25 protein-coding genes and 1 tRNA gene are annotated in these 22,212 nt (G+C 46.6%); 20 read left to right on the top strand and 6 right to left on the bottom strand.

The genetic code is table 11. From position 1 onward, the window contains the following. The first annotated feature begins 197 nt into the window (after positions 1-197). Complete coding sequence (locus P364_RS0116365; RefSeq protein ID WP_024631177.1) at positions 198-410, top strand: hypothetical protein; 213 nt, start codon at positions 198-200, stop codon at positions 408-410. Then, positions 404-685, top strand: coding sequence for a hypothetical protein (locus tag P364_RS0116360; RefSeq protein WP_024631176.1), 282 nt, complete (start codon positions 404-406; stop codon positions 683-685). The genes P364_RS0116365 and P364_RS0116360 overlap by 7 nt, the downstream gene beginning before the upstream one ends. Before the next feature lie 75 nt (positions 686-760). Here P364_RS0116360 and P364_RS0116355 read toward each other — a convergent pair whose 3' ends face one another. The 3 genes from P364_RS0116355 to P364_RS0116340 form a co-directional block, all read right to left on the bottom strand. After that, positions 761-997 carry a DUF3892 domain-containing protein gene (locus P364_RS0116355; RefSeq protein ID WP_024631175.1) on the bottom strand — a complete coding sequence of 79 codons (237 nt, stop codon included), beginning with the start codon at positions 995-997 and terminating at the stop codon, positions 761-763. Positions 998-1,108: 111 nt separating this feature from the next. Beyond that, positions 1,109-1,552, bottom strand: coding sequence for a GNAT family N-acetyltransferase (locus P364_RS0116350; protein ID WP_024631174.1), 444 nt, complete (start codon positions 1,550-1,552; stop codon positions 1,109-1,111). Between the two features lie 236 nt (positions 1,553-1,788). Further along, a complete protein-coding gene (locus P364_RS0116340) occupies positions 1,789-2,043 on the bottom strand; it encodes a hypothetical protein (RefSeq protein ID WP_024631173.1) in 255 nt (84 codons plus the stop codon). A gap of 144 nt (positions 2,044-2,187) precedes the next feature. Here P364_RS0116340 and P364_RS0116335 point away from each other — a divergent pair. Beyond that, positions 2,188-2,260: transfer RNA gene (locus P364_RS0116335), tRNA-Val, on the top strand. Positions 2,261-2,388: 128 nt separating this feature from the next. Here the strand turns inward: P364_RS0116335 and P364_RS0116330 are convergent. Next, entirely contained in the window at positions 2,389-2,721 is a 333-nt protein-coding gene (locus P364_RS0116330) for a winged helix-turn-helix transcriptional regulator (RefSeq protein WP_024631172.1), read from the bottom strand. Positions 2,722-2,853: 132 nt separating this feature from the next. Here P364_RS0116330 and P364_RS0116325 point away from each other — a divergent pair, with 132 nt between their 5' ends. From P364_RS0116325 to P364_RS0116285, 9 genes are all read left to right on the top strand, one after another. After that, the gene (locus P364_RS0116325; RefSeq protein ID WP_024631171.1) at positions 2,854-4,050 is read left to right on the top strand and encodes an NADH-dependent flavin oxidoreductase; all 1,197 of its coding nucleotides are present in this window, start codon (positions 2,854-2,856) and stop codon (positions 4,048-4,050) included. A 227-nt stretch (positions 4,051-4,277) separates the two neighbouring features. Continuing rightward, the gene (locus P364_RS0116320; protein ID WP_024631170.1) at positions 4,278-4,697 is read left to right on the top strand and encodes an organic hydroperoxide resistance protein; all 420 of its coding nucleotides are present in this window, start codon (positions 4,278-4,280) and stop codon (positions 4,695-4,697) included. A gap of 230 nt (positions 4,698-4,927) precedes the next feature. After that, positions 4,928-5,488 carry a YdhK family protein gene (locus P364_RS0116315; protein WP_024631169.1) on the top strand — a complete coding sequence of 187 codons (561 nt, stop codon included), beginning with the start codon at positions 4,928-4,930 and terminating at the stop codon, positions 5,486-5,488. A 126-nt stretch (positions 5,489-5,614) separates the two neighbouring features. Then, positions 5,615-5,794 (top strand): hypothetical protein, encoded by a 180-nt coding sequence (locus P364_RS0116310; RefSeq protein ID WP_024631168.1) that lies wholly within the window; start codon positions 5,615-5,617, stop codon positions 5,792-5,794. A gap of 277 nt (positions 5,795-6,071) precedes the next feature. Continuing rightward, complete coding sequence (locus P364_RS0116305; RefSeq protein WP_024631167.1) at positions 6,072-6,686, top strand: TetR/AcrR family transcriptional regulator; 615 nt, start codon at positions 6,072-6,074, stop codon at positions 6,684-6,686. 6 nt (positions 6,687-6,692) lie between these two features. After that, entirely contained in the window at positions 6,693-7,433 is a 741-nt protein-coding gene (locus tag P364_RS0116300) for an SDR family oxidoreductase (RefSeq protein ID WP_024631166.1), read from the top strand. 99 nt (positions 7,434-7,532) lie between these two features. Then, positions 7,533-7,730 (top strand): hypothetical protein, encoded by a 198-nt coding sequence (locus tag P364_RS0116295; protein WP_024631165.1) that lies wholly within the window; start codon positions 7,533-7,535, stop codon positions 7,728-7,730. A 228-nt stretch (positions 7,731-7,958) separates the two neighbouring features. Beyond that, entirely contained in the window at positions 7,959-8,513 is a 555-nt protein-coding gene (locus P364_RS0116290; RefSeq protein WP_024631164.1) for a copper amine oxidase, read from the top strand. 97 nt (positions 8,514-8,610) lie between these two features. Further along, entirely contained in the window at positions 8,611-8,928 is a 318-nt protein-coding gene (locus P364_RS0116285; protein ID WP_024631163.1) for a DUF1292 domain-containing protein, read from the top strand. Positions 8,929-9,168: 240 nt separating this feature from the next. Here the strand turns inward: P364_RS0116285 and P364_RS0116280 are convergent, their stop codons facing one another. After that, positions 9,169-10,644 (bottom strand): aminotransferase class I/II-fold pyridoxal phosphate-dependent enzyme, encoded by a 1,476-nt coding sequence (locus P364_RS0116280; protein ID WP_024631162.1) that lies wholly within the window; start codon positions 10,642-10,644, stop codon positions 9,169-9,171. 298 nt (positions 10,645-10,942) lie between these two features. Here P364_RS0116280 and P364_RS0116275 point away from each other — a divergent pair, with 298 nt between their 5' ends. From P364_RS0116275 to P364_RS0116260, 4 genes are all read left to right on the top strand, one after another. After that, the gene (locus tag P364_RS0116275) at positions 10,943-12,235 is read left to right on the top strand and encodes an MFS transporter (RefSeq protein WP_024631161.1); all 1,293 of its coding nucleotides are present in this window, start codon (positions 10,943-10,945) and stop codon (positions 12,233-12,235) included. A 413-nt stretch (positions 12,236-12,648) separates the two neighbouring features. After that, entirely contained in the window at positions 12,649-13,248 is a 600-nt protein-coding gene (locus P364_RS0116270; RefSeq protein ID WP_024631160.1) for a hypothetical protein, read from the top strand. A 171-nt stretch (positions 13,249-13,419) separates the two neighbouring features. Then, positions 13,420-14,829 carry an NADP-dependent phosphogluconate dehydrogenase gene (gndA, locus tag P364_RS0116265; RefSeq protein ID WP_024631159.1) on the top strand — a complete coding sequence of 470 codons (1,410 nt, stop codon included), beginning with the start codon at positions 13,420-13,422 and terminating at the stop codon, positions 14,827-14,829. 532 nt (positions 14,830-15,361) lie between these two features. Continuing rightward, complete coding sequence (locus tag P364_RS0116260; RefSeq protein ID WP_024631158.1) at positions 15,362-15,871, top strand: shikimate kinase; 510 nt, start codon at positions 15,362-15,364, stop codon at positions 15,869-15,871. A gap of 184 nt (positions 15,872-16,055) precedes the next feature. Here the strand turns inward: P364_RS0116260 and P364_RS0116255 are convergent, their stop codons facing one another. Then, the gene (locus P364_RS0116255; protein WP_024631157.1) at positions 16,056-16,361 is read right to left on the bottom strand and encodes a rhodanese-like domain-containing protein; all 306 of its coding nucleotides are present in this window, start codon (positions 16,359-16,361) and stop codon (positions 16,056-16,058) included. Positions 16,362-16,525: 164 nt separating this feature from the next. Here P364_RS0116255 and aroA point away from each other — a divergent pair, with 164 nt between their 5' ends. The 4 genes from aroA (at position 16,526) to ptsP (ending at position 22,127) form a co-directional block, all read left to right on the top strand. Continuing rightward, positions 16,526-17,821: a 3-phosphoshikimate 1-carboxyvinyltransferase gene (gene aroA / locus P364_RS0116250; protein WP_024631156.1), complete on the top strand. Its 1,296-nt coding sequence runs from the start codon at positions 16,526-16,528 to the stop codon at positions 17,819-17,821. Positions 17,822-17,857: 36 nt separating this feature from the next. Further along, on the top strand, positions 17,858-18,292 hold the full coding sequence (locus P364_RS0116245) for a CoA-binding protein (protein ID WP_024631155.1): 435 nt from the start codon (positions 17,858-17,860) through the stop codon (positions 18,290-18,292). Between the two features lie 197 nt (positions 18,293-18,489). Continuing rightward, on the top strand, positions 18,490-20,370 hold the full coding sequence (locus P364_RS0116240) for a glucose PTS transporter subunit IIA (RefSeq protein ID WP_024631154.1): 1,881 nt from the start codon (positions 18,490-18,492) through the stop codon (positions 20,368-20,370). Continuing rightward, entirely contained in the window at positions 20,367-22,127 is a 1,761-nt protein-coding gene (gene ptsP / locus P364_RS0116235) for a phosphoenolpyruvate--protein phosphotransferase (RefSeq protein WP_024631153.1), read from the top strand. Before P364_RS0116240 ends, ptsP begins: the two co-directional genes overlap by 4 nt. Positions 22,128-22,212: the final 85 nt, after the last annotated feature.

Here is a 22,212-nt window from a genome sequence, read left to right as displayed (position 1 = left end):
TCGTATAACAGTAGCGCGAAAGGTATAAAAGATTGATTGCTTGCTTTAGCAAGCTGGATAAGAACCAGACTTCCCTATAAAAAGGAGGGAGTCTGGTTTTTTAATTTCAAAAAAATCCTTTTTTTAGTTATTGAATAAAGAACTTATGTTCGCATATAATAATAAAACAAACACATGTTCTTATTGGGGGGATGATTATGCTAGGAAAATATATTGGTCAGATGGTGGAACTCGTCTACATGGATCGTGCAGGGCATATTACCCAGCGGCAGATTCGAATCAACAGTGTACGAGGAGGGATGATTAGAGCATCCGCAGGAAAGGAAGGGGCACCCCGAACGTTTCTGGAACAAGGTATTCTGGCATGGCGTCCCGTTCTCCATAAGGAAGGGGAGGAAGAAATATGCTGAATGATTTTGAGCGCAAAATTTTGCGTATTATTGTTAATTATGCAGGGCAGCGTCGCCGAGTGCCTCGAATGGATGAGCTGGAGAATAAGACAGGAAGAAGCAAGGCGTTCATTTACGAGTCATTGCTGGAGCTTGAGCGCAGGCAGCATATTGTGTGGGAGAACAAGTCTACACTGGAAGGTATATTAATTCTGCAAGCATGGGAGCAGGAATCAGAACCCATTCGCAAAAGCCAGCCTGCTGGCGATGCCGTGAAATATTTTACCGAATATTAAAACGAAAGAAAAACGAAAGAAAAACGCCAACCCGGAAAGCCGGATTGGCGCCTTGTTAAGCAGCAAGCATCTATTTTAGAAAATTGGAAGTTGATCAAGGTTATTGGTCGGGTCGCCGTCTGCGTCACCACGAATGTACATTTCGCCATCTCTGCCTTTAAAGACGTTCACACCTGCAATTGATCCTGCTTTGACTTCCGCAAGTGCCTGTTGGTAATCCAGCACACGTCCAGATGAAGTTTGAAACGCCGTCAGATCGCCGTCACCATTTTTTTGTACTGCTGTGAAGCTTTCGCGTGTCGTTTGATCCATGATCTCACACTCTCCTTTATCTGACCAAATAGGAATCTGGTTTCCTCTTTAGCATGTCCGGAACAAAAAAAAGTATGCACAACATGGCTTCATAAAGCACTTAAAGGATAGTTACAGGCTCTTTTGCATACGAACGTGCAGAATGTCTGCATCATAAAAAGGCTCTTCCGAGATCACTTCATATCCGAGCTTTTCATAGAACTTTTGCGCCTGACATTGGGCATCCAAAATGGAGTAAACCAATCCCAATTCGCGAGCTCGTTCTTCCATGGCTAACAGAAGTACACGACCATAGCCGAATGCACGATGAGATTGGAGCACAGCGATCCGCTGCATTTTGGCAGTATCCTTGGTGTAATAGATCAGACGTCCTGTTGCTACAGCCTTTCCATCTGTACTCAACAATATGTGATGCACATCAGGACTGATGATATCATATTGATCAATCTCAATGTCAGCAGGCACCTGCTGCTCGATCACAAAAACATGATTGCGAATCTCCAGCGCTTTCTGGAGTTGTTCTTCAGTCGTTACATAACTAATCTCAGCTGCCAATTCCATTCCTTCTTTCTGCTCTACGCTATCAGTCTGAATTATACAAAAAAATGCTTTTCCTGTATAGTTAAGTCTGGAACATACTGGGAGAGGAAGTGCGAACCATGGGCATGGCAGGAGTGATGGCAATCACACTTTTGATGTCGGCCGGAATGATAGCTTTATTGTATTATGTGACCAAGAAGGCTTACTCCAAAAAGTGGGACGAAGACGAGTGAAATACGACATCATGTTTCTCAGGGTAAGACTTCAACATTGCCTTGTGGGGAATAAACATCATGCACAACAGACTTGGAATACACATCCAGCCAGACAGGCAGATCATCGTTAACCTCATTGGGCTCCTTTAATTGTTGGAATTGTACCGTATGTTCATCCCGCTCTAAACTGCAGCCGACAGCAGCGCTGATTAATACAACAAGCACAAGTAAACAGATTAAGTTCTTGACTGTTAAATATAAACGTATTTTGCGTTCTCTATTGTTTCTCAACTGGAAGTCACCTCGTCATCGAAATGGTAATCATTCCTTTATTGTGCACCAATACGGATAAAATATTACCAATTAAAAGATTGACAATGAACACGGTTACTTGGTATGATACTGTTACTTGATTGGAAAACAATTAGATATCATGATCTGTTAGCTCAGCTGGGAGAGCACTATCTTGACAGGGTAGGGGTCAGTGGTTCGAGCCCACTACAGATCATAACAAAAAGTCCTTGCGCAGCAAGGGCTTTTTTCTTTTTGTCTGGTTTATGAATGAGGCATTATGGAAGTCTTGGGGGACAATTGGGGGAGAAAAGTAAAAGAAATACATCCTTCACTGCAGTACGTTCACTGAGTTTTCTGCAAATCAGCAAGATTCTGTCTTCCCCAATTGCAGAGAACTTCCAGTACAGGCATCAGCGTTAAACCTTCACAAGACAAAGAATATTCTACTTTTGGTGGTAATTGTGGGTACTCTTTACGGATAATTAATCGATCTGACTCTAATTCTTTCAGTTGAGAGCTTAGCATTTTATGCGTAATGCCTCCCAAGGCTCTTTTTAATTCTCCATAACGTAATGTTTTATTTTTCCACAGCCAAAACAAGATATGCATTTTCCATTTTCCGCCGATCATCGACATGGCATGTGAAAATGGTTTAACGTTTACTTCCTCCATCATTCCCAAATTCACTCTCCTTTTAGATAGTATCTATCTTTTAAGTGCATACTATACTCGTGTTTCACCCTACTATACAATAACTCATGAAACAGAGACAAGGGTGAACAAGCCCGAAAGAAGGAGAGAATATATATGGAAAAAAGTAATCGTAATTTCTTACAGCCTTATACATTTGCGAATGGTTTTACGTTGAAAAATAGAGTGGTTATGGCGCCGATGACAACGATGTCCAGTTTCTTCGATGGTTCAATCACCAATGATGAAGTTGATTATTATGCAGAACGTGCTGGTGGCCCTGGTATGATCATTACGGGTGTTGCGTATGTAACTGATGGAGGAAAAGGCTTCGAAGGTGAGCTTTCCATCGCAAGTGATTCTACAATTAAAGGACTTTCCAAAATTGCAAGAGCTATTCAGAAGGACGGAACCAAAGCGATTGCACAAATCTTTCATGCAGGACGTAAAACGAATTCCAAAACGCTAAGAGGTGTTCAACCCACCAGTGCCAGCGCAATCGCTTCCGTGCATCCAACAGGTTCGGAGACGCCGCGCGAGCTGACTTCCGAAGAAATCGAAAGCATTATCAAAGACTTCGGCAGAGCAACCTTACGTGCGATTCATGCCGGTTTTGACGGGGTAGAGCTTCACGGGGCGAACACGTATCTTTTGCAGCAATTTTTCTCCGTGAACTCCAATCAACGGACGGATCAATGGGGCGGCAGCTTTGAGAATCGCATGCGATTTCCGCTGGCGGTCATACAGGAGGTCGCATCGATTATCGATGCCCATGCGGATAAACCCTTTATCCTCGGTTACCGGATTTCACCGGAAGAAATTCATATGCCGGGCATCCGACTCGAAGACTCTTTGGCTTTTGCCCAAGCTCTGACAGACACTCGGGTTGATTACATTCATCTGTCGATGGCCAGCTACAAACGAACATCCTTAAATCAACCTAATGACAAGGAGCCGATCTTAGCCAAATTTGTCCGGGTTCTGGATAATAAGAAGCCTCTGATTGGTATTGGATCGATTGAACGGCCGGAAGATGCGGAAGAAGTCATCCATGCCGGGGCAACCTTGGCTGCACTCGGCCGGGAATTGATTCGCGAGCCAAAATGGGTGCAGAAGGTGGAAGCAGGAGACCTTGCCAACATTCGCTATCAAATATCTCCATATGATATGGATGAATTGCGCATTCCATTGGCGATGCAGACTTATCTGGAGGGCTCGTTCCGGGAGGTCATGCACTTCACCACCGACGGTCAGGTGGATAATGACTACCAGAATTCGCTTGCGCCGATGGAGGGTTTCGAGAAGAAGATGTAATGGATCGAATATATATATAGGTGAATTCAACTTTTGGATAAGTAACAGACATTTATCTATTATGAAGCAACCATTTCCTTGTATTACACGAGGGGGCGGTTGTTTTTTTAATTTTATAATAATGATTTACAAACGCAATTAAATTGTGTACAATTTAATTGTTAGATAAACAAAAAGAGACATCATCATCACAAAATAAATAAAAACATACAGAGGAGCTAAACCAAATGAAAACATTATATGAAACGACAGTAATCAATACAGGTGGACGTCAAGGAATTGTACAATCGCCAGATAACGTATTTATGCTTGATGTCGCTGCCCCACCTGAGCTGGGAGGCAAAGTAACGACAGCTACGAATCCAGAGCAATTGTTTGCAGCAGGCTACAGTGCTTGCTTTAATTCCGCGCTGGAGTTTCAGTTGAAGAAACACAAAGTCGAAATTGAGAAAAGCACGGTATCTGCAACGGTTATGCTCGTGACGGACCCTACGGATAATGGTGTGAAGCTGGAAGTGGAACTTGAAGTTAAAATTGAGGGGCTGGACGAGGAGACTGCACAGAAGTTTGTCAAACTTGCTCATGACTACTGCCCGTACTCCAAAGGCATCAAAGGAAATGTTAATGTTTCCGTAGAACTGGCATAATTACTGCGTTGGTCATATTTGAAGGTCGAAGTAATGCTTAAACTACATGATTGCATTTTGTTGTTCATTCTAAGCCTCCGAGAAATTGGGGGTTTTTTCGTATTCTGTTACTCCATGGGCGATGTCTCTGAGCACTAGGGAAATAAATGATAGAACTCAATTTTGATTGAAATATACCCATATGGGGTATATTATAGACGTAGAATTAAAAACCTAAAGGAGTGCAACTCATGAAAAAGTATGCAATGTTATTACTGACTACGTTGATTACGGGCAGTCTGATGTTAAGTGGATGTGGCAAGAATGCTGAGCAGGACAATAACAGTAGTGACAGTCATGCAGCGAGCACAGGCGAGATGCACCACTCCGAATCAGGGGAGTTACCGGAAGGAATTCACGTAAAGAGCAATCCTACATATCCAGTAGGCAGCCAAGCCATAATGAGCGCGGACCATATGCAAGGAATGAAAGGTGCAGAAGCGAAGATTGTGGGGGCTTATGAGACGACGGCATATGCAGTCTCGTACACACCAACCACAGGTGGAGATCCAGTGGAAAATCATAAATGGGTTGTTCAAGAGGAAATTCAGGACCATCCAGATCAACCGTATGCAACAGGAACAGAGGTTGTGCTGAACGCTGATCATATGCCAGGAATGAAAGGAGCTAAGGCCATAATTGACTCGGCAGAGCAAACCACGGTATATATGGTTGATTACACACCAACTACAGGTGGAGACCCGGTGAAGAATCATAAATGGGTCACGGAAGAAGAATTGTCTGCAAAATAAAAGAGTTTCAATAGATACTAGCGTAGCTCGTTCATTTCTTCTTTTTTGAGAATTAACAAATTTTCATTCAATTATGGGTTATAATGGAATGAGAATGAACCAAAGCTGCTGGAAAGGAGAATGCATATGATGGACTTCAGCAAGCCACCCCATGCCTCCGAGTCACATACACACAAACAGCGTCATGAAGAAAAGGAACAACAGCTTTTAGCCGGAGGGAAAAGCATTTGGTGGGAAATCAGTAACTGGCTGATTCTCGGTGGGATACTCGCGGTGATCTTCGTATTGTTTAAGTATGTTTTCTAGTAAAGAATAATCGTTGAATTTAATCTAATAATGTATGTATGAATAGTGCAACAATCCAAACTCTATCCTTAAAATGGAGCATATATACAATCATGTAGGAGAAATATTAAAACGTTGTAAAAGGGCCATGTTAAATGGGCTCTTTTTTCTTTTACGGATAAAATGACATCTCAAGCCCATGACAAATGACAAAAATAAATATTTGTCATTTGTCATGGGCTGTGTTAATCTATTTTCAACGGAGGTGACTTGAGGATGGTGTAACCATCTTATTCATATGGAAAAGGATAAAACTTCTGAATTTTTAACCAAAGAACAAATCATCGCAGCATCGCAGGAAACGCTCAGACGTTTCGGTGTTGCCAAGACATCTGTTACGGATGTCGCCAAATTGCTCGGGGTCAGTCACGGAACCATTTACAGGCACTATAAAAGCAAGAAAGAATTACTTGAAGGCGTGACCGCACAATGGCTCGAAGATGAGATTATCGCGCCTTTGACAGCAATAACTAAGGATCAGAGTTATAGCGGAGAGGGAATACGTCATCTTAAAGTATATATAGAAGCATTAATTCGTCTTAAACGTTATTATGCCGAATCCGATGCAGAGTTGTTTGAGATGTACGCACGGGTGACACAGGAATCGGCAGAGATCATCGATAAACATGTGCAGCATCTTATACGTCATTTGAGGGAGATCATCCAGCAGGACAACCAGTTCAAATTCAGCAATCCAGATGTAGTTGCAAAGGCGATTCTTCAAGCTACAGCTCGTTTTCACCATCCGGCACACGCCTATGAGTGGCTAAGCCCTACCATTGATGCGGAATTTGCACAGGTATGGTTGTTGTTAGAAAAAGGATTATTACATTTGGACCAAGAGAGGGAGTAATCGCAAATGAAAAAGCTAACAGGTAAAGTGGCCATTGTTACAGGCTCATCCCGGGGCATAGGACGTGCTATTGCGGAGCAGCTCGCTGAATTGGGAGCGGATGTCGTCATCAACTATGCGAGCAGTCCCGACAAAGCAGAACAAGTGGCGGACATTGCTCGCCAAAAAGGAGTACGTGCCATTACCGTTCAGGCTGACCTTGCCCGGAAGGATGATGTGGAGCGTTTATTTTCCCAAACGATGAGTGAGCTCGGTAAAGTTGATATTCTTATCAACAATGCAGGTATTATGAAGACGACGCCTTTAGCGGATGTAACAGAGGAAGAATTCGATCAGCAGTTTGCAATCAATGTGAAAGGTACGTTCTTTGCCTGCCAGCAAGCGCTGAAATATATGGAGGACCAAGGACGAATTGTTAACTTCTCCACCTCTGTAACGGGACAGATGTTTCCGGGGTACAGCGTGTATGCAGGAACCAAAGGAGCAGTAGAACAGATCACCCGTCAGCTTGCCAAAGAATTTGGTTCAAGACAAATCACCATCAATGCCGTTGCACCAGGCCCGGTGAATACCGAATTGTTTTCTGTTGGCAAGACGGAGCAACAGCTTGAAGGGCTGCGTAAAATGAATGCATTTGGTCGTCTGGGTGAGCCGGAAGACATCGCAAATGTGATCTCTTTCCTCGTCAGTGCAGAGTCTCAGTGGGTTACAGGACAGACGTTGCGTGCAAACGGTGGCTTCATTTAACGATATCATGCACGAAGTTTATTCCTTTTGACACACAACCGGGCGAATCCCCATATGATGCATTACTTCAGCAAGCAATTGGGAAATGGGGAATCCGGGATGGCAAAAGCAAAGGCAAAAAAGGCTCCCGTGTTAAAGAGTGACAAACTTCGTGTATCGATGAAGTTGGTTACTTCGGATGTATGTGAGCGTTGCAAGACCCCCTGTACACGAGGAATGGATTATGCAGCACGGATGCGAACGGATGGAGCTGTAGGCAAGGGCGTACCTTGTATATTGACTCGTCATACTTCGTAGTTCCAGCAGTATAATAAGGGACTCACAAGAAGTTCGTATAATTACGCATTGCCAACAACAATACTATAGAGGCGCCCTTTAACAGGGAACGCCTCTTTTTGATCGTTCCAAGGGGTGGAAAATATTCTGGATAAAAAATGAAAAATGATGAAAAACAGCGCAACTTTGTGGCTGAATCTGCAGTATAAATGTACAACAGCTAGCAGCAGGGGAGGGAATATTGACGGAATGAAATGGAAAAGAATTTTGCTGTGTGTCACAGTATTCTCCTTGCTCGGCGGGTCTTTATTGTTTGCAGATTCAGTGAACGAGAAGATTCGGGTTCTCATAAACGGCAAGGAAGCAGCTGACGGTGGTTATCTCATTGACGGAACGACCTATGTACCTGTAAGGGAAGCGGGCGGAATCGCCAGATGGGATAGCATAAACAAGAGAGTAACGGTTATCAAACCGAATGTACATATTTTTCTCTTCAAGGGAGATACTGTGTTTGGCAACGTGAACGTGGGTAAGCTGAAATTTAATGTGTTCTCACAAGTCGACAGTTTGACAACAGATATAGCTGCCGTGAAGGTGACGATTACCAATCCAAGTGGTGATGTTAAGGATATACAGTCCCAGGAGCTTAAGACCCAGAAGGATAACTTCTGGTTCCGAACGTACGATTTTACGTATGACTTCAGCCGGGCTGGCAAGTACCAAGTCGGTTTTTATATTAAAGAAAATGCAAACAGTAATTATGTGCTGGCAGCTGAGAAAATCATTACCGCGCTGAACGAATGAAGCAAAAATAACCTTGTCGGTTAAATTGACCTGGCCCTATGAACATGTTACGATATGCAAGGTTACACAATATCTATTTATAAAGCGAGGTATTTCAATGAGCGATCACACACATGAACACGGCGATGCCTGCGGTCACGACCACGATCACGACCACGACCACGAGCATGAAGAAGTTCTTCTGACACTGACAGACGAGAACGGAAATGACGTGGAGATGGTTTTGGTGGAGACGTTTGACGTGGAGAAGCATGTTTATGCGCTCCTGCTGGAACGTAACAATCCTGAAGCTGACGGCATCATTCTGCGTATGGAAGAAGAAGACGAGGAAATGGTGCTCTACAATATTGAAGACGAAGAAGAGTGGACCCGTGTTGAAGCGGCGTACAACGAACTCGTTGCAAGCCAAGAATAGTCATCCTTTTGGAATAAAGCAAGAAGGCTCCTTGATCACAGGGGGCCTTTTGTTTGCTTTTTATTAGGCTTAAATGCTGCTTTTTCTTGCGATAGGGACAGTGGAATAGGTGGAAAAATGCAAATAATACAGCGATCATAAGCCCATGGCAGTTCAATCTTCTTGGAGAAAAAAATAAAAAGGACCAAGCATCCCGCTTGGTCCGTAGAGATCGATTAACCCCATGTAGAAATGGCTGTTTTAGAAAATGGCATCTGCTTCCACAATGACTTTCACGTTGGTTACGCTGCGGTCCTCGGGTCCTTTTACAGGAAGTCCCACTTCAACATGATCAATGATGTAATCGATGTTTTCCTGAGTGATAACCTCACCTGGCAGCAGAATCGGAATTCCTGGTGGATAGACATAGATGAATTCCGAAATAATCCGGCCCGCGGATTCCTTGAATGGAATGACTTCGGTATCACCGTAGAACGCATCACGTGGAGTCAGCATCAACTGTGGTACATCGGGTACCTTGACTACCAGCTCATGGGCTGGATTCACCTGATAATACGTACGGGATAGATCTTGCAGGGCGTTCAGCAAGATTTCTATGGAATCATCCGTATCTCCAGGCGTGATGAGGCACAGAATATTATACATATCACTGAGCTCCACCTCGATTTTGTAATGCTCACGTAGCCAGTTCTCTGTTTCGTAGCCTGTAATGCCAAGGTGGCGAACATGAATGGTTACTTTGGTTGGGTCGTAATTAAAGGTAGCCTCTGTGCCCAGCAGCTCTCTGCCGAAGCAATACAGTCCGTCCATATCATTAATGGAGCGTCTTGCAAACTCAGCCAGATCAATGGCTTTCTGTGCCATCTGATGGCCATTCAGAGCCAGATTACGTCTCGACGTGTCGAGCGAAGCCAGCAGGATGTAAGAAGTCGACGTTGAAGTCAACATACTCAAAATGGTTTGAACACGTTGTGGATTCACAAATCCATTCTTGGTGTTCAGATTGAGTACAGAACTCTGTGTCATCGAACCACCCAGCTTGTGCACACTCGTTGCAGCCATATCAGCCCCGGCGGCCATAGCAGAGAGCGGCAGATCTTCATGGAAATGAATGAGTACGCCATGCGCTTCATCCACAAGTACTGGGACCTGATAGCTATGCGCCAGTTCTACAATTTCTTTCAGATCGGTACATACGCCGAAGTACGTTGGGTTAATGACGAGCAAGGCCTTGGCATCGGGATGACGCTCAAGGGCACGTCGGATCGCGCCTGTAGTAACACCGTGATCAATCCCCAGATTGGCATCCTGCGCAGGAGAGACGAACACGGGTTTCGCTCCTGAGAAAATAATGGCAGACATGACCGATTTATGCACATTACGGGGCACAATAATCTTGTCACCCGGCTCACATACCGACAGAATCATGGTCATGATGGCACTGCTTGTGCCCTGTACACTAAAATAGGTATAATCGGCTCCGAAGGCATCGGCTGCCAAAATCTGCGCTTCCTCAATGACACCGGTTGGCTGATGCAAATCATCTAGCGGAGCGATGTTAATCAAATCTATGGAGAGGGCATTATCGCCGATAAATTCACGAAATTCGGTATCCGTTCCCAATCCTTTTTTATGTCCCGGAATATGAAATTGCACCGGATTGAGTGCCGCGTGATTTTTTAAAGCGGTAAACAGCGGCGTACGGCGGTGATCCATCAGTGCTGTCACAACCTTTCCTAATTATAATTTGTAAGAAAAACGTCTTTCGACGTAAATTCTATGAAGACAGACCGCATGTAGCGGAAGTTTTTCTTGCGATCACGGATGGATTTAGTTCAGCTTCGCTGAGAACTTATCATTTTGTAATCTTAAACAAATTTGAGTATAGCAAATTAAGAACCGAATGCAAGCAGTATTGCTTGACAATTTTTCGAATTGCTGAGATTTGGACACATCCCCGAGGGTTACAGTAAGCATAGGAGATGGGCAAGCAAGCATCGAAAGGGGAAAAAGAATGCAAACTAATACAAAACCAGCCAAAATCTTGCGATCACCTTTTTTTATCGCTATGTGGCTAACGCTTTTTCTAGTTGAGATTATCAAGGGTGCCTTGCTGGTCGCTGTTTTGCCCGTGTATATGGACAATATTCTGGGCCTGTCCGCTGGCGTGATTGGTGTGGCCTTTGCCCTTCAATATTTGGGTGATAATCTGTTCCGGGCTCCCTCTGGCTGGGCAGCAGAACGAATCGGGTTCCGTGCCACGATGGTAACGGCCCTAATTTGTACATTAGTCGCTGTAATCATGATTATCTTTTTCAGAAGTGCATTTGGACTGGCCATGGCTTGCCTTATTCTTGGAATTGGTACGTCACCCCTTTGGCCGTGTGCCATGACAGGTGTGACGGCGATGTCGGGGCCGCAGAACAAGAACGGTACAGCTATGGGCGCGCTGGAGATGGCGGCTCTTGGAGGGACCGGACTTGGACCAATCGGCATGAACTGGCTGCTGGAACGGACGCATCACGATTATCGCACCATTTTCCTGGTATTGATGGGTGTTGCCATTCTGGTCATTCTGGTCGCGCTGATTTTGCCCGGACGTGTCGTTGTTGAGGGAGAGCATGCGGCAGGTGAGAGCAAGCGGACGGATATGAAATATCCGGCTAAACCGAATTTGCTTACGCCTTTCATTCGACTCAAAAAGAGCGTCCAGGGCACACTGCAACGGGTACGTAGTACTCTTAATGTGAATCCGCTTGTATATCCTGCACTTTTCATGCAGTCCTTTGTAATTGGTCTGCTAAGTCCGGTGATCACGCTATACACACGCACAGACCTGCATATCTCACCCAACCTGTACAGCCTGTTGCTGATAGCAGGGGGTGGGATTACGGTTATTGCACTGCTGCCTGTAGGGAAAATGGTAGACCGGTTTGGAACGGCGCCATTCCTGAACATCGGTTTTTTGATGGCAGCAGCAAGTCTGTTTGCTTTTTCTTCCATTACGTCTATACCTGTGGTGTTCGGCGTCGTTATGCTGGTTGGTGTCAGCTATGCGATGATTCTTCCGGCTTGGAATGCGTTTGTAGCCACATTGATTCCTCAGGGAGAACGCGGAGCGATCTGGGGGTTCTTCCTGACCCTTCAGGGGTCAGGCATGGTCGTAGGACCGATTGTATCCGGACTGCTGTGGGATCACATTAGTCATCCGGCTCCATTTATCGGAAGTGCTGTCGTTATGGCTGGACTTGCTGTTGTGCACTATGTGTTATCCCGTAATCCGTATCGTACGGCCCCTGCCAAATGATGCGATTGAAGTCCGATGAGGATGAGTTGATAAGAAAAGGGAGTTCCAACGACCGTACAGGTTGTGGAACTCCCTTTTTGTGTAAATAATGCATCCATTCAGCTAACGACCAGAAGGTAATTCTGCCCGGCTTATGTTCCATTCCTGAATAAGAATCAATCGCTCTCTGACTCCATCCTGTTTAAGAGAATGACATCTGTATACCTTCATTTGGCGTCCATAATAGCATGAAAATCGGGGGCTTGCCCCTGTGCATCTGCGGAAAGCTGCGATCCCTCGGATCAATCGGTGAAAAATAGTCAAATAACCAAGTACCCTTACATAAAATGAAGTATAAAATAGGGTAAGCCGATTGAGTAGAAGCGATTGAAGAAGATGGCCGGAGCATCTCCGGTACAGATGGAGGGAGTGCCGTGAATAAGAGTTATGAAGTTGAATATTGCAATCTGGAGCTGCGGTTCAACCGTCGGCATATCCAAAATTTGATCAAAGACCTTATTCGTGAGGGGTATTCACTATATTGGAGCGAGGACGAATCCTTCTTTATTCTGTCAGTCCGCACCGGACGCAAGCTGGTAAAGCTCCGTTTTCAACAGACGCGCAGTGGGAATTACAAGATGACGGGGGATTATATTATCAAGGATGCAAAACTTGCGGAATGGTTGGAGAAGCTGATTGGGGATACGCGCGGGCATGCCGTTGTGAAACGGTTTAAGGATCAGCAGATGACCGTGGAGAACATTTTGTTTGGTGAAGTCATCCGTCTCGTTGAAGTGTCCGGGTTCAAACAGCGCGTTATTTTTCAAAAGGAACCTGCGCCGACGGCGGAAGAAATGGAAGAAATGTTCCTCTCGCGCGAAGGCGAGGAGCGTCTCCTGCTGCTGCGTATGGAAGTGGACGATGAACTGGAGCGTCTGCATGCCGCTATTCAGATGGATAATATCGAAAAAGCAGATGCCTGTCGTAAAGTCCTAAAGCAGTTGTCAGGGCACATGTTGATGCTGGAAGGCTGACATTTAACGCTGTATTTATGAAAATACGATGAACACCTCAGGCAATTGGGGTGTTTTCTCGCTGTGCGACCATGGTCCGGGGTTCACTTCTATGCGTAAAACCGTTAAAATGAGGGTATTGTTGAGAGTACATTTCAATAAAATTAATTGGAGCAAAGGATGGAGGACCAGATGGCGAAACAACAGATCGGTGTCATTGGACTTGCAGTAATGGGCAAAAATTTGGCCCTTAACATTGAAAGCAGAGGTTTCTCGGTATCGGTATTTAACCGTTCCCCGGAGAAAACCAACGATCTTCTGAAAGAAGCCGAAGGTAAAAACCTGACAGGCACATTCTCCATTGAAGAGTTTGTGGCATCCCTGGAATCCCCGCGCAAAATCCTGATCATGGTACAAGCCGGTTACGCAACCGACGCAACCATTGAACAACTGCTTCCTCATTTGGATGAGGGCGACATCATCATTGATGGCGGTAACGCCTATTTCCCTGACACCCAACGTCGCAGCAAAGAGCTGGAAGACAAAGGCATTCGCTTCATCGGTACAGGCGTATCTGGTGGGGAAGAAGGCGCGTTGAAAGGCCCGGCAATCATGCCAGGTGGACAAGAGAGTGCGTACAAGCTGGTTGAACCGATCCTGACAGCCATTTCGGCCAAAGTCGGTGACGATCCTTGTTGTACATATATCGGACCAGACGGTGCCGGACACTATGTGAAAATGGTGCATAACGGTATCGAATACGGAGACATGCAGTTGATTGGTGAAGCTTACCACCTGCTCAAATCCGTGTTGAATGTGTCCGTTGAGGAGCTTCATGCCATCTTTACTGAATGGAACCAGGGTGAGCTGGACAGCTACCTGATCGAAATCACGGCAGACATCTTCTCCAAATACGATCCGGAAACGGGTAAACCAATGGTTGATGTCATTCTGGATGCAGCCGGACAAAAAGGAACAGGCAAATGGACAAGCCAAAGCGCGCTGGATCTCGGCGTACCTTTGTCCATGATTACGGAATCCGTATTCTCCCGCTTCCTGTCTGCGATGAAAGACGAGCGTGTGGCAGCGAGCAAAATCCTGAATGGACCTGCAACTGAAGCATTCTCCGGTGACAAAAAAGCGTTCATCGAGAATGTGCGCAAAGCGCTGTTTGCAAGTAAAATCGTATCCTACGCACAAGGCTTTGCCCAAATGCGCGCAGCTTCGGACGAGTACGGCTGGGATCTGAAATACGGCAACATCGCGATGATCTTCCGTGGTGGCTGCATTATCCGTTCGCAGTTCCTGCAAAACATTAAAGAAGCGTATGACAAGGATGCAGCACTGAAAAACCTGCTTCTGGACCCATACTTCCAAAACATTGTTGAATCCTACCAAGGCGCATGGCGTGAAGTTGTGGCTGCTGCAGTAACTCAAGGGGTTCCGGTTCCTGGTTTCTCCAGTGCATTGTCCTACTACGATAGTTATCGCACAGAGCGTTTGCCTGCGAACCTCTTGCAAGCACAACGTGACTACTTCGGTGCACATACGTTCAAACGTCTGGACAAAGAAGGCAGCTTCCACCACAACTGGATGGAATAGTAATGTATATACGTCCGTCCGTGAGTTTGGCTAAAGCGTCCTGAATCAGGGGCCTTGGCTGAAAGAAAGGCATGGACGAATGCTTGGAAAAGGGGACTTGGAGAGTCGGTTCATACCGATGAGCTCCAGGTCTCTTTTTTTACCGTATGTGTAAGCTGGGGTGTAAGCTGGTCCTACATCTTACGAACCCGAGAAGCTCTATTTCGTGGATATGAGCCTTTTCTATTCGCTAACGAACTCAGAAGGTCCTATTTAGATCATTTGGGGTGAAATTTCGCTGTTTTGAGGGTGTTTTAGAAAAATAAGTTTTCTGAGATTCGTTACAATTTTGTAATCGGCTAAAATTCAGAAATAAGCTCATCTTAGTTCGTTAGAAATCTATGGAGTAAATGGACTTGCTTTGAGATACCTTAGAAGTGCTTGTGGCTACTGGAGGGGAGTCGTTAGTAGGATAGCCTTCCCCAGTCCGCAGGGCTGTGTTATGATAGGACAAAAGTGCTCACGAATTGCTTGAATTAAAGGAGTGTACACCTTGAGCAAGTCTAATAATATTATTCTCATCGGCATGATGGGAACTGGCAAATCAACCGTCGCTGATATGCTCGCTCGAGAGCTGGGCTACCGACTGATTGATGTGGACGCTGCGGTGGAGAAAGAGGAAGGCTGTACGATTCCTGAATTGTTCACAGGCAAGGGAGAGACGTATTTCCGCGATGCCGAAAGCCGCATGCTGTGTTCGGTGCTGGAGAAGAAGTCGCAGGTGATTGCAACCGGAGGCGGTGTCGTTCTGCGTTCGGACAACTGTGATGTCATGTCGAAGAACGGCTGGGTGGTTGCCCTGACTGCCGATCCGGCAGTGATTGTAGAACGCGTCAGCGGCTGTGAAAATCGTCCGCTCTTGGCAGGCAATGCGGAGGAACGCATTCAGACCATTATGCAGGAACGGAAGGACGCATACCGGTTTGCGCATTACACGGTGGATACAACCGAGTTATCCGCTTCTGAAGTGACTCGTTTAATTTTAGCGCATTACCGCGTCTAAGCTTGTAATTGTTTCTATGCCGAAGGATGTTAGTGGTGAACGGGGTCGTGTAATTCTGGCGGATAGATGTGAAAAACGGGCCGATTGGCCCGTTTGACTGACTGTAAGGATCAGGATGTACTGGGCTTATGTTGAACTGCTGATTGCAGCTACTCTAACCCCTATATCCCGATCCTGATGCTTTTTAGTCTTCCTGCTGCCATTGCAGCATGCCGCCAACCATATTGGTGCAGCCATCATATCCGAGCTGCTGCAAATACTCACAGGCACGCTCGCTGCGGTAACCGCTGCGGCAGATCAGAACAATCTCACCGGACTTTTGAATTTCAGACAGTCTGTCCGGAATCTGTCCGAGTGGGATGTGTTTGGCTCCCTCGATCATGCCTTGTGCGACTTCATCGTCCTCACGGACGTCTATCATCTGCAGCTTCTCTCCCGCCTGCAAACGGCGGCGCAGCTCAGAAGGTTCAATTTCAGCAATTTGTGTCATATTCAGGTCCTCTTTTCTGTATGGACTTAACGCCTATAATGATACCCAAGCGATGTATGGAATGTCAATTTGGCAGTATAGCATCACCACATGTATCCTGAACCAAATACGTAGCAGGATCATCTAACGAAGCACATTATAATCAATGAAGGAGAATTTCATCCATGGACGTTATCGTTAAACCGACCCCATCCCTGAACGGGGAAATTGGAGCTTTGTCTTCCAAAAACTACACTACACGCTACCTGCTTGCTGCCGCATTGGCAGAAGGCACGAGTACGATCCATTACCCGGCCCATAGTGAAGATAGTGACGCAATGCGCAGATGTATTCGTGATCTTGGAGCAGTCCTTGAAGAAGATGACAGCAAAATCGTCATCCAGGGCTTTGGCAGCCATCCACGGGATGTGCGTGAATTGAATGTAGGCAATGCGGGTGCAGTGCTCCGTTTCCTGATGGGAGTAACTGCACTATGTCCTGAGGTTACGTTTGTGAATACGTACCCGGATTCTCTTGGCAAACGCCCGCACGATGACCTGATCGATGCACTTGGTCAGCTTGGTGTTGACGTACAGCACGAACAAGGGCGCTTGCCGATCACGATTAAAGGTGGTCAGGCCAAGGGAGGACATATCCGGGTATCCGGTTCGGTCAGCTCCCAGTACTTGAGCGCATTACTGTTTGTAACGCCTCTTCTGGCCGAAGACAGCACCATTGAAGTATTGAACGACCTGAAATCCAAAGTGGTCATTGGTCAGACGCTGGAAGTACTGGAACAGGCGGGCATCGTCATTCATGCGAGTGATGATTACATGTCTTTCCGCGTACCTGGCGGTCAAGCCTATAAACCACAAACATATACGGTTCAAGGAGACTACCCCGGGTCAGCAGCTGTTCTCGCGGCTGCGGCTGTTACCCAATCGGATGTTAAAATTTTACGATTAATGGAACAGAGCAAACAGGGTGAACGTGCCATTGTTGATGTTCTGCGCATGATGGAAGTGCCGTTGACGCACGAGAACGATGTGGTACACGTTCAAGGTAACGGTAGATTGAAAGCCGTGGAATTCGACGGAGATGCCGCGACAGACGCGGTTTTGGCGATGGTAGCGGCAGCTGTGTTTGCGGAAGGCACCTCACGGTTCTATAATGTAGAGAACTTACGTTACAAGGAATGTGACCGAATTACGGATTATTTGAACGAACTGCGGAAAGCAGGAGCCAACGTTGAGGAACGCCAAGCCGAAATTATCGTACATGGTCGTCCGGAAGGCGTTGAAGGCGGCGTTGAGATTAATGCTCACTACGATCATCGCGTAATTATGGCACTGACCGTTGTCGGTCTGCGTTCCAAAGAACCGCTTCGTATTCGGGATGCACACCACGTAGCGAAGTCTTATCCGCAATATTTTGATCATTTGCAGGCGCTTGGCGCCTCGGTTCAATGGGTAAAAGAGTAAAATAACACGTTAAGCAGAAAAGGATGGTGCTTGAACATGGAATTTAACAACCCTACTCGTGAAGAAATTGGACAAATTTTGCGCAAGGCAGGCAACATCGCAGTCGTCGGCTTATCGGACAAATCAGATCGCACTTCCTATATGGTAGCGGAAGCCATGCAAAGCAGAGGGTATCGCATCATTCCGGTAAATCCGCAGGTACAAGGTGAGATTCTCGGTGAGACCGTATATGCAACTCTTGCGGATATCCCTGAGCCAGTCGATATCGTGAACGTATTCCGCCGCGATGAATATTGCGCGGATGTCGCTCGTGAAGCTGCCGCGATCAAAGCAAATGTATTGTGGCTTCAGCTTGGCATCCACAGTGATGAGGCCGTACAGATTGCTGCTGAGAACGGCATGACAGCAGTGACGAATCGTTGTATCAAGGTAGAGGATTCCATCGTTCTGCGCGGTGCTGGACGCGGTTAAATCTCGATCAAGCAAAAATCCCGTCAACGTTGACGGGATTTTTGCTGTTGTATAATTGAAACACAGAATATAGTTTACAGAAGAGGGTCGAATAAAGTTAAATCCAAGCGGTAAATCAAATTGCCAACAGCTCACTGTTTTGCTTTGACAAAACGTTGCGTAAAGCTTACCATCTAGGATAGAAAGGAGAGGTCGCCATGAATTGGCTCGGATCCTTGCAGCAGCTCGGACGAGCGGTAATGCTGCCTACAATGGTCCTGCCCGCCGCCGCAATTTTGCTGAGTGTTGGCAGTTTGCCCTGGGACGCCTGGGGATTGAAAGTTGTTGGTGAAGTGTCTACCGTGGCCGGACACGGCATTTTTTATTTTTTGCCGTATTTGTTTGCTGTCGGCGTAGCGCTGGGACTCTCCAACCAGGCCGGACAAGCGGGACTCGCCGCTCTGGCTGGTATTGTGATATATGATCAGGTGACTCGCAACTTCGGCGATGGCACCGTTCAACCTGCTTCCTTAATCGGAATTATTCTCGGCGCACTTGCCGGGGTGACGCATAATCGGTTCAAAAGCATTAAACTGCCTGAAATTTTACAATTTTTCGGTGGTTCCAGGTTTGTTTTGCTCATTGTTGGACTCTGCTCAGCCCTGTTTTCCTTCTTTATGTTATGGATTGCACCCATTCTTCAACATGGATTGAACGCCATCGCCACCTGGGAATACAGTCTCGGCGGTTTTGGGCTGTTCATTTATGGGGTTCTGTACAGGGTATTGGTTGCCTTCGGATTGCACCATCTGCTTAACAATGTATTTTGGTTCCAACTGGGGACGTATGAGACAGCAGATGGAAACATTGTTCAAGGAGATTTACCGCGATTTTTTGCAGGTGATCCAACAGCAGGATTTTTTATGGCTGGTTTGTTCCCGATCATGATGTTTGCGATTCCAGCGATTGCCTTTGCGATCATTCAGGAGGCGAGGGAAGACCTGAAGCCGAAAATCAAAAAAACATTTCTCACTTCCGCACTCGTTTGTTTCCTGACAGGGGTATCGGAGCAGATCGAATTTGCCTTTTTGTTCGCAGCACCTTATCTGTTCATCGTGCATGCGGTCATGTCGGGACTTGCAATGTGGATCAGTTACTGGCTTGATATACGCCATGGGTTCTCTTATTCGGCTGGCATTATTGATTACATACTCAATTTCCATCTATCGGAGAATGCTTGGAAGCTCATACCGATTGGCATACTATATGGGTTGGTCTATTATTTCCTGTTCAGGTGGGCGATTCGCACGTTCAAGATTCCAACTCCAGGGCGTGAAGAGGGCTCCATGCTGGAAGATTGGGTAGGTAACATTCCGTATCAGGCTCCTCTCATTTTGGAAGCGCTGGGCGGGAAAGAAAACATTGTGCAGGTAGAGGCCTGCATTACGCGACTTCGCCTCACGGTGCATAATGATCGGTTAATCGATACAGGTGCAATGAAGAGTATGGGGTCCGCAGGTCTCATCAAGCTGGGTGGCGGTAACGTACAAGTGGTATTTGGCACCTACTCGGAATTGATTCGGGAAGAGATTGCCAAGCTGCTCGAACGCGATCTGCAGCAGGTTCTGTTCTGTGCTCCTGTGCAGGGTAAAATGTTACCGATTGAAGAGGTACCAGATCAGATATTTGCAGCCAAGCTTGTGGGCGATGGCGTAGCCTTTGTCCCGGAAAAGGGAGAGCTCGTCTCACCTGTCTATGGAACAATTATGCACTTGTATCCGACGATGCATGCTCTGGGCATTTCAACCCGGGAAGGACTTGAAGTCCTGCTGCATATCGGTATCGATACCTCCCAACTCAAAGGCCATTTCGAAGCCTTTGTTCAGGAAGGGGATACGGTGGAGCCGGGGCAATTGTTAATCAAGTTTGATCTGGCTGTATTGCGAGCCGAGGCGGCATCGCTGACGACACCAATGGTAATCACGAATCCAGATCGAGTCAAATCATGGAGCTTTGCTCCATTTAAGCAAGTTAAGAAAGGTCAGGCATCCGTTATGTCCGTGGTGCTCTATGACAGGAACGTTGGAGGGGTAGAATGAAGATACAAGGCATCAACGGCGCTGCAGGCATAGCCATCGGCAAAGCATTTGTCCTGCCCAGTTGGGAATGGGATCTGCCGGATCAGAAGATGGATTCGGTGGATCTCGCCCAAGAGTTCGAACGGCTGTACGAGGGCATACGGACATCAAAGGATGAGATTGAATATATCAAGAACGAGTTCAAGGAAGTGGTCGGTCCTGAAGAGTCCAGCATCTTTGATGCGCATCTGGCCATTCTGGAAGATCCGGTATTCATGAACGAAATTCGCGGTATTATTGAACGGCAGTACAAGGCGGCAGAAGTAGCCGTCAAAGAAGCCATCGACCATTTTGTCACTATGTTTGACCTGCTCGACGACGAGTATATGAAGGAACGGGCCATCGACATCAAGGACGTGGGTAACCGCTTGTTAAAACATCTGCTGGGCGCACCGGAAATTACGCTCCCATCGGATACCCAGCCGTATATACTCGTGGCCAAAGAGTTGTCTCCCTCTCAATTGGCTCATTTGAATCCAACCCACGTGCTGGGCATTGTGACACTCATCGGAGGCAAAACGTCACATTCGGCCATTATGGCTCGTGCCCTTGGTATTCCTCTCGTTTCCGGTCTGGAAGCGAGTCTTGGCATGCCGGTAGAGACCGGAGATATGTTGGTTGTGGATGGAGATAACGGCCTCGTCTTTACGGAGCCGGATCGCAAGACGATTGAGCGTTACACGATGATTCGCAGCAAACAATTGAAGAAAAAAGAACAGCTGCAGGTACTTGCAACAGTCGATGCCGTAACCAAAGACGGCTCCGTTCTGCATCTGGCTTCCAATATCAGCTCCGTTAAGGAACTGGATTTGGCACTGAAACACGGGGCCAAGGGAGTCGGCTTGTTCCGGACAGAGTTCCTGTACATGGATCGGGCTACGTTCCCGGGTGAGCAGGAACAGTATGAGGTTTATCGTCTTGTCGCTGAGAAAACTGCAGGTCAGTCTGTCGTCATTCGTACGCTCGATATCGGTGGTGACAAGCAGCTCGACTATTTCGAACTTCCCGAAGAAGATAACCCGTTTCTGGGATATCGAGCGATTCGGATCAGCCTGGACCGTAAAGATCTGTTCAAAACACAGCTTACAGCCATTCTGCGCGCCAGTGCTGCAGGCAATGTCAAAATTATGTACCCGATGATCTCTTCGGTAGAAGAACTTCAGGAGGCCAATGAAATCCTCCGTGAAGCGATGTCCGATCTGGATGAGCGCCAATTGCCGTATGATCCGCATATTCAGGTGGGCATCATGATTGAGGTTCCGGCAGCGGTGATGATAGCCGACCTGCTTGCCGAGGAAGCGGATTTCTTCAGCATTGGTACGAATGATCTCGTGCAGTATGTATTGGCGGTAGATCGAATGAATGAGCAGATTGCACATATGTATCATCCGTATCATCCGGCTGTACTGCGCATGCTGCGCGCGACAGTGGAGGCGGCTCATACGGCAGGGATTGATATCAGTGTGTGTGGTGAGATGGCAGGAGACGAACGTTCGATTCCCCTGTGGCTTGAGCTTGGAATTAGCAACCTGAGCATGTCCCCGCAATCCTTGCTGCGTGTGAAGCACAGGGTCTTGAATACGACAGCCGCTGCTGCCAAAGAGGCAGCACATGATTGCTTCACCCTGCGGACAAGTGCAGATATCGAACAACGTCTGCAGGTCTTCAATGATTCGATGGGCAGTCCGGATGAACAGAGTGGATCGAATGCATCTTAAAAGGGATATTTTCAAATAAATACCTTTAAGTGAAAATATTAACTTTTGTACAATTTTGGAAAATAGTCTTTATTTCATAGCATAA

The organism is Paenibacillus sp. MAEPY2, from assembly GCF_000499205.1.
Lineage (GTDB): Bacteria > Bacillota > Bacilli > Paenibacillales > Paenibacillaceae > Paenibacillus > Paenibacillus vandeheii.
Note: the sequence above shows the minus strand (reverse complement) of the source record. Positions and strands in the feature narration are given on the sequence as shown.